Source organism: Nocardioides sp. (assembly GCF_050699375.1).
Lineage (GTDB): Bacteria > Actinomycetota > Actinomycetes > Propionibacteriales > Nocardioidaceae > Nocardioides.
This window is the reverse complement of the sequence record NZ_JBOHDN010000091.1, coordinates 1-14,107: the sequence shown is the minus strand read 5'-3', so window position 1 is coordinate 14,107 and position 14,107 is coordinate 1. Positions and strand designations below refer to the sequence as shown.

Below are 14,107 nucleotides of genomic sequence, written 5' to 3'. Positions count from 1 at the left end.
GAGGGACTCCTGGCCGTAGCGACCTTCTTCGCCACCAAGGACTTCGCGGTCAACAGTTCGACCCTGGTCTCGGGACTCCGCCTCCGGGCCGTGGACGCGGAGTTCGACGCCGGCGACGGCCCCGAGGTCAGCGGACCCCTTCTCGACCTGGTCATGGCCATGGCCGGACGCCGCGAGGCACTGGCGGACCTGACCGGGCAGGGTACGTCCGAGCTCCGACGCCGTTTGGACTGAACCCATCTGGCCCCAGCCGAGAGGTCACTTCTGCAGGCCGAGGCGTCAGTTCTGCAGGCCGAGACGTCACCGAGGTGCCAAGTCGATCTGCAGAAGTGACTTCTCGGCCTGCAAAGGTGACTTCTCGGCTACTTCTCGAAGACTGCCTGGTCTAGGACGCGGCGTTCGTCGTCGGCGAGTACGAGGAGGTCCTCGCGGGGCAGGCCGGTGCCTTCGCCGGAGGGGGAGAGGTTGATGAAGAACTCGTGCTTGACGGTGTCGTGGAAGGAGGTCTCCCGCATCGAGATGAAGCCGAGGTCGGCGAGGTCCTGGAGCAGCAGGCGGAGGTGGTTGGGGGTGCAGACCCAGTTGTGGGTGTCGATGTAGCGCTCCCCGCGTTGCGCTTCCTCGCCGCTGGCCTTCACGGTCTCCAAGCCGTTGGCGAAGGTGTAGTCGCCCTTGTGGCGCGGGCCCCAGGCGGTGATGCCACCGTGCTTGGCGGCGTTGAGACGCTCCTCGATGACCGCGCCCTTGGTGTGCACCGAGGAGGGGTAGAGCGAGGCGTCGATGACGCGCGAGAGCGAGGCGCGTTCGCGGAAACGGTCGAAGCAGTAGCGGTGGTCGGGGATGACCAGCGCGAGTACGCCGTCGGGGCGGAGCAGCTTCTCGCACTCGTTGACGAAGTCGATCATCGAGGTGGTGTGCTCGACGACGTGGGAGGCCACCACGAGGTCGAAGCGCTCGGGGATCACCTCTGACCAGGCAGCACCCGGCCGGAAGACGTAGTCGACCTCCTCGATGTCGTCGGGGTCGTACTGGGAGAACCCGGAGTAGCGCTGAACCAGGCCCTCGCGGTCGAGATAGTCGACGATGCGTACGTCATAGCCGTCCCGCTTGGGCAGGATCGCGTTGTGCGCGGGGCCGATCTCGAGGATCAGGGCGTCGGGCTTGACCCCGGCGAGCACCTGCTCGCGACGCAGCCCGAGCCGGTCCTGGCCGGGGATCGCCGGCACCGCGGTGGTGCGGTTGCGGTCGCCCTGCAACCCGTCAACCTTCGTACGCAGCTTCTGGTTGCGTTGCTTGAGCTCGTCGATCCGGTCGTGCAGGCGGGTGGCCTCGGCATCGGCGGCGCGGACGGTCTGCAGACCAGCGGCGGCAAGGCCGCGGCGTACGGCGCCCCTGAAGGTGGGCAAGACAAGTCCTCCTGAGAAGAGAGATTCAGCGTGTGCGGGGTGGGATGTAGGGCTCGGCGGCCAGCGCTGCCCGGCCGCGTTGCGCACCGAGCGCGTGCTCGTCGTCGGGCACCGCCTTGTCGGACTCGGGGTCGAGCACGTCACGGAGCAGATCGGGGAAGAGCGAGCGGCTCAGCACGATCTGCAGGTGGTTGGTCAGCCAGTCGTCGAAAGCGTAGTCGCCGGAGAAGGCCCCGGCGGCGAGCTCGGCGCGGGTGGGCGTACGGGCGAGGTAGGCGTCCTGCAGCGTGCCGTCCTGATAGCGCTGGTAGTCGCGCATCCCGTGGTGGCGCGGGCTCGGCTTCAGATCCGGGTTGGCCGCGTAGCCCTTGCCGGCATTGATCACCTTCCGCTCGAGCTGGGCCCAGGAGCGCCACGGGAGGTGGAGGACCTCCATCGCGACCGCGCCCTCGGGCTGGCCGTTGCTGTTCAGGGAGACGAAGTGGTTGCCCTGGACGACCTTGATGTCCGACTCGCCTCGGTGGACCGCGTTGGGGGTCGGATGGGCGTGCAGGCCCGCGGCCTCGAGCCGCTCGTCGGAGCGCCGGTCGCGCCACTGGAGGCGGTTGACGCCGCCGCCGGACCAGGCGGGCGGGCCGATGAGGTTCTCCACATCGACCGCGAAGGCGTTCAGCGAGAGGGGAGTCGCCTCGAGCGCCTGGCGTACGGACAGGCCCTTGTCCTTGGGTACGAGGAACTCGTCGGCATCGAGGTTGAGCACCCAGTCGGCACGGAAGTGGGTGCGCGCACGCCGGGCCATCGAGGTGACGACCTTGCCCTGCTGCTTCTCGTGGACGGGATCGTGATGGAGCTCGACGCGTCCCGTCGCGGCATAGCGCTCGAGCACCTCGGTGGTGCCGTCGACAGAGGCGTTGTCCGTGACGATCAAGGTGTCGACACCCTGGTCCAGGTGGTGCTCGATCATCGCGGCCACGATGTCGACCTCGTCCCGGACCATCATTGTCCCGATGATCCTCATGCCGTGAAACCCTACCGGCCAGGTGGACGTTGTCGAGATCCCGCGCCGTACGCCGGGACGCACCCGGGCGCGACCGCGGGACGGTGCGCGTGGCGTTATGTGGTCCGGTCGCCAGGTGTGCGAAAGTGGACGCCACCGCGCGTACAACCAAGGGGGCTGGCGGAGCAGTGCTGACCATTTTTGTCATCTTCGTGGCGATGCTCCTGATCATCGCCGTTGCCGGGCTCGTGATCGTCTACACGGTCTTTCCGCACCGGGGACAGAAGATGCCGTACGCCACCAAGCTCGGCCACGCGATGGAGCGGGCCGTCGACACGGCCCCGACCCTCGGTCCGGCCACCCGCCTCCAGGAGCGCCGTGGCGACCATCTCACCGAGATGCTCGATGGCCAGGGCAAGCCAGGGACTACGGAAAAGAACGCCTAGCGTCCCGCACCTCGATGACGGCACGAACTATCGGCTCAGACCACTAGTTTGATTGGATGAGGCCCATGGAAATGGTCACCCTCATCGTCATCATCGCGGTCGCCGCTGTCGCGATCATCGGCGGCGGCATCGCCGGCCTGGTCACCAGCACCCGGCGCCGCAAGGGCCGTTCGCTGCCCACCCAGGCGGGGACCGATGTCATCACCCCTCCGGACTCGGCGACGACCACGGAGCCGACGGTCGAGGAGACCGCCCCGGCAGAGCCTGCCGCGCCGGTCATCGAGAAGCCGGAGAGCACCGCCTCCCGCCTGGTGCGGTTGCGCCAGCGCCTGGCCGGCTCGAACGCGCTGGGCCGTGGGCTGCTGGGCCTGCTCTCGACCGATCGGCTCGACGAGGACACCTGGGAGTCCATCGAGGACCTGCTGCTCACCGCCGACATCGGTGTCACCCCGACCCAGGAGCTGGTCGAGGGGCTGCGTACCCGGCTGCGGGTCGAGGGCGGCAACGCCGACCCGAAGGCCGCGCTGCGTGACGAGCTGATCAAGCTCGTCGACCCGAGCATGGACCGCCGGCTCCAGGTCAGCGGCGCCGACGGCGCCCCCGGTGTCGTGCTGATGGTCGGCGTCAACGGCACCGGCAAGACCACCACGACCGGCAAGCTCGCCCGGATCCTGGTCTCCGAGGACCGCAAGGTGCTGCTCGGTGCCGCCGACACCTTCCGCGCCGCGGCCGCCGAGCAGCTCACGACCTGGGGCGAGCGCGTCGGTGTCGAGGTCGTCCGTGGCCCTGAGGGCACCGACCCCGCCAGCGTCGCCTTCGACTCGGTCAAGGAGGGGCTCGACACCGGTGTCGAGACCGTCATCGTCGACACCGCCGGCCGGCTGCAGAACAAGGCCGGTCTGATGGACGAGCTCGGCAAGGTCAAGCGCGTCATCGAGAAGCAGACCCCGGTCACCGAGGTCCTCCTCGTCCTCGACGCCACCACCGGCCAGAACGGCCTCATCCAGGCCCGCGTCTTCAGCGAGGCCGTCAACGTCACCGGCATCGTGCTCACCAAGCTCGACGGCACCGCCAAGGGCGGCATCGTCGTCGCCGTCCAGCGCGAGCTCGGCGTCCCGGTCAAGCTCGTCGGCCTCGGTGAGGGCCCCGACGACCTGGCGCCGTTCACCCCCGAGGCCTTCGTCGACGCGCTCCTCGGCTGAGGTTGTGAAGCTGAGAGTGGTCTATAGGCCACGCTCAGGTTCACAACCGCTTCAAGTCGGGGTCTCGACAGGCTCGACCACCAGCGTCAGAAGATCTTTCGCTTCAGCTGACCCGCTGCCCGGCGCAGCGGGTTGCGGGCGAGCTCGGCCTCCAGGCGACGTACCTGCTCCTCGAGCTCGGCGACGCGCTCGGGGAGGCGACGGCCGGCGCGGCGCTCGGACTTGATCAGGGCGGCGCGCTCGGTGTGAGCGTCGGTGAGGCGTACGGTCGCCGGGTCCACGGCGGGGACGATCTCCGGCCCGCGGACGGGACGCTCGCCAGGAGCGAGGGGCCGGGCGGCGATCTGGATGGTCTCGATCATCGCCTCGGGCCGGTCTCGGACCCACTCTGCGATCGCGTACGGCAGCGACCGCTCGGGCACCCCGAAGTCGGAGACCAACGGATCGGCGACGGTGCCGCGCAGCGCGGTCGCCACCAGGCCGGCATCGATCAGGAGATGGATGAGGCTCTGGCGGTTGAAGGAGCGCAGCGGGGTGCGGTCCACCGGCAGCGCCGTCGTCGACCAGTGTCCCTGCAGGACCGCGAGGCGACGTGAGCCGTGAGAGGCGTTGGGAGTGGAGATCACGATCTGCCCGCCGGGCGCGAGCAACGCTCGAGCCTCCTCGAGAAGGCTGCCCGGGTCCGCGACGTACTCCATGAGCTCGGCGAGCACGACGACGTCGAAGCTGCCGGGAGCGAACAGCTCGGTCAGCGGAGTGGCGAACGGGTCGGCGACGACCACGTCGGCCAGCTCCTTGCCCGCGTACGCAGCGGCCTCAGGATCCGCTTCCACGCCCGTCACCCGACAGCCCTGAGCGCTGAGCCGGCGACCAATCTCACCGGTCCAGCAGCCGACGTCGAGAACCTCTGGAGCCGATGCCGCCGCTGCCGCTTCCGACCCGACCAGCGCGGCGATCTGGGCCGGGGGAGTGTTCTCGCCATCGAGCGACCCCGGCGCGAACCGGCTGGAGGGTCGCAGCCAGTCGACGGCCTGGCCTGCGGGTGCGCAGTAGGCCAGCGCCTGGCCGTCGAGGCGTCGCTCGGCGGTCAGCGGCGTGACCTTGGTGAGCCGGCGTCCGCGGTCCTTCCGGGTGTGGTCGAGGTAGTCGCGTACGCCCTCGAACACCGCGGGATAGGCCCGCTCGCAGTGCCACAGCAGCGTCTCGGCGTCGAGAGCGTAGGGGTCGTCGCGCAGCGTCTCGATCTTCGCGATCGGCAGCCTGCCGTCGTCGAGCACGCTGTCGGCCATGGTGTTGCACGGGTTGGGCGGCTGGATGCCGATGTTGCGGACGAGGGTCCATTCCGCGAGCTTGTTCGGGAGCAGGTGCGGGTCGGTGTCGGGATCGAAGGTGATGTTGACGCCCATCCAGGACCGTCGCGCCCGGGCGCGACGCATTTCGTGCGCCCGCGGGACGAAATAGGCGTCGTAGGTGAGCCCGGCCTGCGCCAGCCGGCGGGTCAGGCCGATCTCGTAGCGCGTGATCACCTCGCCGCGGTCGTCGACCGGCTCGAAGTCGCGCCAGAACTCCTCGAACGCCTCCGAGGCGACCGCGGTCGGCTCGAAACCCACGAAGTAGCTCTGGACGTGGTCGCCCATCTCCCCGTTGCGGGTCAGGCCCCAGAAGTCGATCCCACGCGCGGCCATCTCCTCGATGATCTGCGCGAGCGGGACGACCGGCCCGATGAAGCTGTCGTTGGCGAGCAGGACCAGGTCGAAGCGCGCGAGGTCGCCGGCGGCGTCCAGACCGGCCTTGTAGGAGGCGAAGTCGTAGCCGCTGTTGCCGCGCTCGACCACGGTCGATCGGGCCTGCGCCCAGGCCCGATCCTCGTCCCTCAGACCGCCTGCGGAGACCAGGATGACCTCGGCCGATGCGGCGTACGTCTCGATCTGGTGCCGCACATGAGGCCACAGCCGGCCCTCGGCGTCGTACGTCGCCAGCACTGCCAACCGAGACACGTGTGAACCTCCGAGAAGATGGGATACCGGCCATCACCCTATCCGCGGGCGGCTCGTGTCGGGTTCCGCGAACCACCCTCTGGCCGCATAGGCTGAAGCCCATGCCATCGCCCCGGGTATCGCTGATCACCGCTGTCTACAACCCGCCCGCCGATGCCTTCGAGGACACCATCGCCTCGGTCCTCGGGCAGACGTACGACGACTGGGAGTGGGTCCTCAGCGACGACCGGTCACCGGATTCCTGGGTCCTGCCGCGGCTGCGTGAGCTGGCCGCGAAGGAGCCGAGGGTGCGGATCGTGGAGCGTGCGGAGAACGGCGGGATCGTGGCCGCGTCCAACTCTTCGCTGGGCGAGGCCACCGGTGCGCTGGTCGCCCTGCTCGACCACGATGACGTGCTCGAGCCGAACGCGATCGAGAAGATGGTCGGCGCCTACGACCGGTTCGAGGACCTCGACTACGCCTACAGCGACCAGGACCTGATGGCCGACGGGGGCGACCTCCTCGACGCCTACTACAAGCCCGACTGGTCCCCGGAGCGGCTGCGGCACCACAACTACTGCACCCACTTCTCGATGTTCCGGCGCTCCGTCGTCGACGAGGTCGGTGGCTTTCACGAGGGGTTCGACGGCTCCCAGGACCACGACCTCGTGCTGCGGGTCAGCGAGCGCGCGCGGCGCATCGTCCACGTCCCCGGTGCGCTCTACCACTGGCGCCAGGTGCCGGGATCGGCCGCGGCGGACAATCAGGCCAAGCCCTACGCCTGGGATGCCGGCGTACGCGCGGTGCAGGCGCACCTGGACCGGGTCGGGATCCGGGCGCGTGCCGAGCACGGCGTCTCGCCGGGGCTCTACCGGGTCGAGCGGGAGCCCGATCTGGACACCCCGGTCAGCGTGATCATCCCGACGATCGGCACCAGTGCGATCGTGTGGGGTTCGATGCGCGCCATGGTCGTCGAGACCGTCCGCTCCGTGGTCGCCTCCACCAAGCACCGCAACGTCGAGTTCGTGATCGTCTACGACACCCCGACCCCGGCCCCCGTGCTGGAGGCTCTGCGGGCGATCGAGGGGGCCGACATCAAGCTGGTCGAGTTCACCGAGAAGTTCAGCTTCAGCGCGAAGTGCAACGTCGGTGCCGCGCACGCTTCCGGCGACGTCCTGGTCTTCCTCAACGACGACATGGAGGCCTACTCCGAAGGCGTCATCGAGAACCTGATCGCCCCGCTGAGCGAGCCCGGCGTCGGCATGACCGGACCGAAGCTGCTCTTCGAGGACCTACGCATCCAGCACGCCGGGCTGGTCTACGGCAGCGGCACCATCACCCACGCCTACTACCGGGCCCGTCCCGAGGAGCGCGGCAACCACGGTGAGCTGCACATCAACCGGGAGACCTCCGCGCTGACCGGCGCGTGCGTGGCGATGCGTCGCGAGGTCTTCTTCGACGCCGGCGGGTTCAGCGAGCGGCTGCCGGTCAACTACAACGACGTCGACCTGTGCCTCAAGGTACGTCGCTCGCTCGGCCTGCGCCTGGTCTGGCTCCACGACGTCACCCTCTTCCACTTCGAGTCCGTCAGCCGCGACAACGCGGTCCACGAGTGGGAGAAGGACTTCATCAACAACCGCTGGGGCAACTACATGGACGTACGCGAGGGCTACTCCAACGGCGTCCGCTGACCCGGCGCGTCTGTCCCAGATCTGAACGCCGAGTCGGCGCAACTGTCCCGGATTTCGATGCCGAGTCGGCGCGTCTGTCCCGGATCTGAACGCCGAGTCGGCGCGTCTGTCCCGGATTTCGATGCCGAGTCGGCGCGTCAGTCCCAGGCTGTCGATGGTGCATGGGGCAGTTGCGCCGACTCGACCTGGATTCTTGGGGCAGTCGCGCCGACTCGACCTGGATTCTTGGGGCAGTTGCGCCGACTCGGGCTCGTTTCTTGGGGCAGTTGCGCCGGGTCGGCGTGGGGTCAGCCTCGGGCCGAGCGGCGGAGGCGCCGTACGACGCGACGGCCGAAGTTACGCACCGGGTGACGGGTGGCGTAGGTCAGGTCGGTCTCGAGGCCGGCGACCTTCGCGCGCAGGCGCTCGATCCGCTCGCGGCGCCGCTTGTTGATCGTCCGGGCCTCGCGCAGCTGCTTGGACAGGGTGCCGACGCGGGCCTGGGCGGAGTTGGCGGAGGCCTGGACACCGAGGATGTGGTCACGCGTGGCCAGCCGGGAGCGGTGGACCTCCTCGAACCGCTTGGTCTGGGCGTCACGGAACCTGACCTCGTCGGCCGGGACCGGCTCGACGAGCTCGGGCGGCATCGGCGCGGTCTCGCCGTCGGCGAGCGGCCGGGCGGCGAGCTGGAACTGGTAGACCAGCGCGTCGGGCTGACGGCGCACCCATTCCACGGTCGCCTCGGGCAGCCCCGCGACGTCGACGGCGACCTCCACGTTGAGCGGGTCGGCGGTCGTGCCGCGCAGGTCCTCGATCACGTAGCCCGCCTCGGCGAAGAGCGCGATCAGGCCATCGCGTGAGTAGAACTTGATGTGGGTGCGGTCCAGCAGGCCGGTGTCGGTGGTCTGCCAGCGGCCCTGGAGCAGGGCGAGGCGGACCGATCCGTGGGTGACGTTGGGGATGGAGATGACCACGCGGCCGCCCGGCGCCAGCAGCTCACGCGCCTGCTCGAGCGCCGCCCGCGGGTCGACGAGGTGCTCGAGGACATCGGCGAAGATCACCACGTCGAAGGAACCGGGCTCGACGATCTCGGTGAGCGGCTTCGCGTCGAGGTCGGCGACGACCACCCGCTCCAAGACCTTCTCCGCCAGGGTCGCGGCCTCCGGGTCGATCTCGATGCCGGTGACGGTGCAGCCGCGCTCGGTCAGGATCCGGCCCACCTCGCCGGTCCAGCAGCCGACGTCGAGGACCTGCTTGCCGCCCGCCGAGGATTTCGGCGCAGCCAGGTCGAGGACCTGCACATGGCTGGTGTTGGGCTGATCGAGGTCGATCTCGACGGCGTAGTGCGACATGCGACGAGGGTAGCGACCTTTGGTGGTCCCGCGCGGGTTCGGCGCGGGGCATTTCCGTGCTGTTTTCGTGCTTGCGCGACGTACGGTCCAAAGGTCTGTTACACAGTGGAAACAGGGGCTTCGGGGTGTCGAAACCTCACCGGGCGAGGGTGGCGGCGAAGATGACAGGATCTAGGACCTCTGGAGGCGCCCTCTCGTGAAGCTCGTGACCGCAGTGATCAAACCCCACAAGTGGGAGGACGTGCGTGAGGCCCTGGAGGCCTTCGGCGTGACCGGCATGACCGTCTCCGAGGTCTCGGGCTATGGCCGTCAGAAGGGCCACACCGAGGTCTACCGCGGCGCTGAGTACGACATCGCGCTGGTCCCCAAGATCCGCATCGAGATCGTGGTCGAGGACGACGACGCCACCGACGTCGTGGGCCTGGTCGTGAAGTCCGCCCAGACCGGCCGGATCGGCGACGGGAAGGTCTGGCTCAGCCCGATCGAGTCGGTCGTCCGCGTTCGGACGGGCGCGCGCGACACCGAGGCGCTCTGACTAGGATTCGTCCCAGTGCCGGTCCATCGAATCCCACCGGAGGAGAGAAATGAAGCTCGTCACCGCAGTGATCAAACCCCACAAGTGGGAAGACGTACGCGTCGCCCTCGAAGCTGTCGGTGTCACCGGCATGACCGTCTCCGAGGTCTCTGGCTATGGGCGCCAGAAGGGTCACACCGAGGTCTACCGCGGCGCTGAGTACGACGTCGCGCTGGTGCCCAAGATCCGCATCGAGATCGCCGTGCCCGACGAGGAGGTCGACGCCGTCGTCGGCGCCATCGAGACCTCCGCGAAGACCGAGCGCATCGGTGACGGCAAGGTCTGGGTCTCTCCTCTGGAGACGATCGTGCGGGTGCGCACCGGCGACCGCGACGACAGCGCGATCTGATCCGGCATTAGCGAGGGGGCGGCGTGACCGCTGAGGGCCGGGCGGAGCGTACAGCCGACGCCGACGAGCAGTGCCTCAAGGCGTACGAGGCGGCCGGCGGTCCCGAGGTCGGCGTCGCCCTCGTCGCGGTCGGGGGATACGGGCGCGGGGAGCTGGCGCCCTTCTCCGACTGGGACGTCGTCCTGGTGCACGACGACGACGTCTCCTTGGGGCCCGTCGCCGAGCAGGTCTGGTATCCGCTCTGGGACAGCGCGCCCAAGCTCGACCATTCGGTGCGGTCCTTCTCCGAGATGCTCTCCGCCTCGACCGGTGACCTGCGGGTCGCCCTCGGGCTGCTCGACATCCGGCATCTGGCCGGCGATCGCGGGCTGGTGCTGCGGCTGCGTACGACGATGCTGGCGCACTGGCGCAAGCACGCGCGGGCCCTGCTGCCCGACCTGAGGACGATGAGCGTGGAGCGTCATCGCCGCGCCGGCGAGCTCGCGCACGCCTCGGTGCCGGACCTGAAGGAGATGTCGGGCGGCCTGCGGGACACGGTGGTGATCAAGGCGATCGTGGCGACCTGGCTCGTCGACGTGCCCGCGGTCGACCTGGAGACCTCACGCCGCGCTCTGCTCGACGTCAGAGATCTCGTCCAGGAGATCGCCGGAAGAGCCGGCGACCGGGTCGTACCGGAGATGTGGGATCTGCTCGCCGAGCGCCTCGAGCTGGCCGACGCGCGCACCGCGCAGGCCCACGTACGCACCATCGGCCGCCGTCTCACCCACCTCTCGCGTCTGGCCTGGCGTCGGGTGGACGGGGTGCTCGACCGGCCACGGGAAGGAGCGCCGCGCCGTCCCCGGCTGACGCCGCTGGGCGGTGGGCTGGCGCTCGCCTCCGGCGAGGTGGTGCTCGTCCCGGGCGCCCGCCCGGCACGCGACCCGCTGATGCTGCTGCGCGCCGCGGCGCTGGCCGCCGAGCACGGGGTCGCGCTGGCGCCGCCGACGGCGGCGCGGCTGGCCAGGGAGACACCCGCGCTGGCCGACCCGTGGCCGGAGGATGCGCGCCACCTCTTCGTGCGCCTGCTGGGCGCCGGACGCGGACTGCTGGCGGTCTGGGAGACCCTCGAGGAGACCGGCGCGGTCTCTCGGATCCTGCCCGAGTGGGAGCGGATCCGGTTGCTGCCGCACGCCTCGATCATCCACCGCTTCACCGTCGACCGGCACACCATCGAGACCTGCATCGAGGCGGTCGCGAAGCTGTCCATGGTCGCGCGCCCCGACGTGCTGCTGGTCGCGGCGCTGCTGCACGACATCGGCAAGGGCTCGTTGACCGAGCACAGCGTCGCGGGGGAGCCGATCGCCCTCCGGGTCGCTGCGCGGATGGGCTTTCCCGCCGAGGAAGTGGGGCTGATCGCGCTCCTGGTGCGCTGGCATCTGCTCCTCTCGACCACCGCGACGACCCGTGACCCCGACGACCCGGCGACCGTCGACCTGGTCGTCTCGACGGTGGGGGACGCGGAGGCGCTCGCGCTGCTCACCGCGCTGACCGAGGCCGATGCGCGGGCGACCAGCCCGCAGGCCTGGACCAGCTGGCGCGCCCGGCTCATCCTCGACCTCGCCGGACGGGCCGCCAAGGTCCTCGATACCGGCATCGACGCCAGGGAGCGGCCGCACGACGCGGTGGAGATCCCCGAGGACGTACGTTCTGGGGCGGCGTCCTTCCGCACCGAGCCGCTCGCCGACGGCGCCAGGGTGTGGGCGATCGCATCCGACCGGCTCGGTCTGCTCGCCGACCTCGCGGCCACCTTCGCTCTCGCGCGGCTGCCGGTCAGGGCGTGTCGTGCCTGGTCGCAAGGGGAGTTCGGAGTCAGCGTCTGGGACCTCGACGACTCCTACGTCGACGCCGCCGTGCTGCGTACCCGCTTCGCGGCCATCACCGAGGGCCGCCTCGACCCCACGACCCGGCTGGCGCCGAGCGCGGCCGCGCGGGGGAGCGAGCCGTCGGTCGTCGTACGCCCCGAGGCGTCCAGCAAGGCCACCGTCCTCGAGGTCCGCACCGTCGACCGCCCGGGAGTCGTCCACACCGTCGCCGTCGCACTGGCGCGGATGGAGATCGCCGTCCGCTCCGCCCACATCTCCACCCTCGGCCCGCAGGCCGTCGACGTGTTCTACCTCCAGGAGGCGTACGCCGGCGCCCTGGCCGAGCAGCGGGCGGCCGAGGCCGCGCATGCTGTCCGAGCGGCTCTCGAAGCTTGACCGAGGCGGTGTCCTGAGCTTGTCGAAGGGCAGCTCGGTGAGCATCCGGCGCGCCGCAGGGGTAACACGGTGTTACACCGGGTAGCAGCGTGCTGCAGCCCGCTGCTACCCGGGCGAACACCGTGTCACCCCCGATCGGGCCCGCCGGATGCCGGGCCGCGCACATCTGTTCGTTAGTCTTTGACGGACAACCACTCTGCTGAAGGACCGCTTTGTTCGCCACGCTCTCCGACCGGCTCGCCACGACGTTCAAGAACATCCGTGGCAAGGGCCGCCTCACCGATGCCGACATCGACGCCACTGCTCGCGAGATCAGGATCGCGCTGCTCGAGGCCGACGTCGCGCTGCCGGTCGTGCGCGAGTTCGTCGCCAAGGTCAAGGAGCGGGCGCGTGGCGAGGAGGTCAGCCAGGCGCTGAACCCCGCCCAGCAGATCGTCAAGATCGTCAACGACGAGCTGGTCACGATCCTTGGCGGCGAGACCCGGCGTCTCCGCTACGCCAAGACCGGCCCGACAGTCATCATGCTCGCGGGCCTGCAGGGTGCCGGCAAGACGACCCTGGCCGCGAAGCTGGCGCTGTGGCTGAAGGAGCAGGGCAAGGCGCCGCTGCTGGTGGCCGCCGACCTGCAGCGCCCCAACGCGGTCAACCAGCTCCAGGTCAACGGTGAGCGCGTCGGCGTGCCGGTGTTCGCCCCGCAGCCTGGCAACGCCGGCGGAGTCGAGCACGGTGGCAACCCCGTCGACGTCGCCCGCGAGTCGGTCGAAGAGGCCAAGCGCAAGCTCCACGACGTCGTCATCGTCGACACCGCCGGCCGCCTCGGCATCGACGAGGAGCTGATGAAGCAGGCCTCCGACATCAAGGCGGCGGTCAACCCCGACGAGGTCCTCTTCGTCGTCGACGCGATGATCGGTCAGGACGCGGTCAACACTGCGCAGGCCTTCCTCGACGGCGTCGGCTACGACGGCGTGGTGCTCACCAAGCTAGATGGTGACGCCCGCGGTGGTGCCGCGCTCTCCATCGTCCAGATCACCGGCAAGCCGGTCATGTTCGCCTCCAACGGCGAGAAGATGACCGACTTCGACCTGTTCCACCCCGACCGGATGGCCGGGCGCATCCTCGACATGGGCGACATGCTCACCCTGATCGAGCAGGCCGAGAAGACCTTCGACCAGGGGCAGGCCGAGAAGGACGCGGCCAAGATCGCGACCGGCGAGTTCACGCTCGACGACTTCCTCAAGCAGATGCAGCAGCTCCAGAAGCTCGGCTCGATGTCGAAGCTGATGGGCATGCTGCCGGGGATGGGCCAGTTCCGCGAGCAGCTCGACAACTTCGACGAGCGCGAGATCGACCGGATCAAGGCGGTCATCCAGTCGATGACCCCGGCCGAGCGCGCCAACCCGAAGATCCTCGACGGCTCCCGCCGCGCGCGCATCGCGAAGGGCTCGGGCCGACAGGTCTCCGACGTCAACCAGCTCATCCAGCGCTTCACCGAGGCGTCGAAGATGATGAAGCAGCTCGCCTCCGGCGGCGGCATGCCCGGGATGCCCGGTGCCCCCGGGGCCGGGTTCGGCAAGCGTTCCGGTGCCAAGCAGACCGCCCAGAAGAAGAAGGGCAAGGGCGCGCGCAAGTCCGGCAACCCGGCCAAGGCCGCCCAGCAGGCCAAGGCCGAGGCCGAGAAGAAGCCGGCCGCCGCCAACCCGTTCGGCGTGCCCGGTGGCGAGGAAGTCGACTACGAGAAGGCCGCCGCCGACCTCAACCTGCCCTCGGACTTCTCCAAGTTCTTGAAGTGACCCGCCTCGACCGCATCGTCATCGTCGACCCCTCCCCGCAATGGGCACGGTCTTTCGAGTCGGCGCGGTCGATCGTGGAACCACTCCTGACTGAGCATCTGGTGCGCC

11 protein-coding genes and 1 pseudogene are annotated in these 14,107 nt (G+C 69.5%); 8 read left to right on the top strand and 4 right to left on the bottom strand.

From position 1 onward, the window contains the following. Positions 1-234 (top strand): annotated as a pseudogene (locus ACRDPS_RS06385) (maleylpyruvate isomerase family mycothiol-dependent enzyme); the annotation flags it as partial. Positions 235-362: 128 nt separating this feature from the next. Here ACRDPS_RS06385 and ACRDPS_RS06380 read toward each other — a convergent pair. Both ACRDPS_RS06380 and ACRDPS_RS06375 read right to left on the bottom strand, forming a co-directional pair. Further along, entirely contained in the window at positions 363-1,406 is a 1,044-nt protein-coding gene (locus ACRDPS_RS06380; RefSeq protein WP_431500786.1) for a methyltransferase domain-containing protein, read from the bottom strand. A gap of 25 nt (positions 1,407-1,431) precedes the next feature. Next, the gene (locus tag ACRDPS_RS06375) at positions 1,432-2,424 is read right to left on the bottom strand and encodes a glycosyltransferase family 2 protein (RefSeq protein ID WP_431500785.1); all 993 of its coding nucleotides are present in this window, start codon (positions 2,422-2,424) and stop codon (positions 1,432-1,434) included. Positions 2,425-2,591: 167 nt separating this feature from the next. Between ACRDPS_RS06375 and ACRDPS_RS06370 the strand changes: the two genes are divergently transcribed. Together ACRDPS_RS06370 and ftsY are read left to right on the top strand one after the other, a co-directional pair. After that, entirely contained in the window at positions 2,592-2,849 is a 258-nt protein-coding gene (locus ACRDPS_RS06370; RefSeq protein WP_431500784.1) for a hypothetical protein, read from the top strand. A 65-nt stretch (positions 2,850-2,914) separates the two neighbouring features. Then, positions 2,915-4,051, top strand: a complete 1,137-nt coding sequence (gene ftsY, locus ACRDPS_RS06365) for a signal recognition particle-docking protein FtsY (protein WP_431500787.1) — start codon at positions 2,915-2,917, stop codon at positions 4,049-4,051. An 86-nt stretch (positions 4,052-4,137) separates the two neighbouring features. Here ftsY and ACRDPS_RS06360 read toward each other — a convergent pair whose 3' ends face one another. After that, a complete protein-coding gene (locus ACRDPS_RS06360) occupies positions 4,138-6,048 on the bottom strand; it encodes a rhamnan synthesis F family protein (RefSeq protein WP_431500783.1) in 1,911 nt (636 codons plus the stop codon). Between the two features lie 101 nt (positions 6,049-6,149). Here ACRDPS_RS06360 and ACRDPS_RS06355 point away from each other — a divergent pair, with 101 nt between their 5' ends. After that, the gene (locus ACRDPS_RS06355; protein WP_431500782.1) at positions 6,150-7,718 is read left to right on the top strand and encodes a glycosyltransferase family 2 protein; all 1,569 of its coding nucleotides are present in this window, start codon (positions 6,150-6,152) and stop codon (positions 7,716-7,718) included. Between the two features lie 287 nt (positions 7,719-8,005). Here ACRDPS_RS06355 and ACRDPS_RS06350 read toward each other — a convergent pair whose 3' ends face one another. Next, entirely contained in the window at positions 8,006-9,049 is a 1,044-nt protein-coding gene (locus tag ACRDPS_RS06350) for a class I SAM-dependent methyltransferase (protein WP_431500781.1), read from the bottom strand. A gap of 196 nt (positions 9,050-9,245) precedes the next feature. Between ACRDPS_RS06350 and ACRDPS_RS06345 the strand changes: the two genes are divergently transcribed. The 4 genes from ACRDPS_RS06345 (at position 9,246) to ffh (ending at position 13,999) form a co-directional block, all read left to right on the top strand. Beyond that, positions 9,246-9,584, top strand: coding sequence for a P-II family nitrogen regulator (locus ACRDPS_RS06345; RefSeq protein WP_431500780.1), 339 nt, complete (start codon positions 9,246-9,248; stop codon positions 9,582-9,584). A 49-nt stretch (positions 9,585-9,633) separates the two neighbouring features. Then, a complete protein-coding gene (locus ACRDPS_RS06340) occupies positions 9,634-9,972 on the top strand; it encodes a P-II family nitrogen regulator (RefSeq protein ID WP_431500779.1) in 339 nt (112 codons plus the stop codon). 23 nt (positions 9,973-9,995) lie between these two features. Further along, positions 9,996-12,209: a [protein-PII] uridylyltransferase gene (locus ACRDPS_RS06335; protein ID WP_431500778.1), complete on the top strand. Its 2,214-nt coding sequence runs from the start codon at positions 9,996-9,998 to the stop codon at positions 12,207-12,209. A 212-nt stretch (positions 12,210-12,421) separates the two neighbouring features. Then, positions 12,422-13,999, top strand: coding sequence for a signal recognition particle protein (ffh, locus tag ACRDPS_RS06330; protein ID WP_431500777.1), 1,578 nt, complete (start codon positions 12,422-12,424; stop codon positions 13,997-13,999). The last annotated feature ends 108 nt before the right edge of the window (positions 14,000-14,107 follow it).

What these genes read in the sequence shown, in the direction of transcription:
- ACRDPS_RS06375 (WP_431500785.1), bottom strand. Translation starts at nt 2,424, where the DNA reads ATGAGGATCATCGGGACAATGATGGTCCGGGACGAGGTCGACATCGTG.
- ftsY (WP_431500787.1), top strand. Translation starts at nt 2,915, where the DNA reads ATGGAAATGGTCACCCTCATCGTCATCATCGCGGTCGCCGCTGTCGCG.
- ACRDPS_RS06355 (WP_431500782.1), top strand. Translation starts at nt 6,150, where the DNA reads ATGCCATCGCCCCGGGTATCGCTGATCACCGCTGTCTACAACCCGCCC.
- ACRDPS_RS06350 (WP_431500781.1), bottom strand. Translation starts at nt 9,049, where the DNA reads ATGTCGCACTACGCCGTCGAGATCGACCTCGATCAGCCCAACACCAGC.
- ACRDPS_RS06340 (WP_431500779.1), top strand. Translation starts at nt 9,634, where the DNA reads ATGAAGCTCGTCACCGCAGTGATCAAACCCCACAAGTGGGAAGACGTA.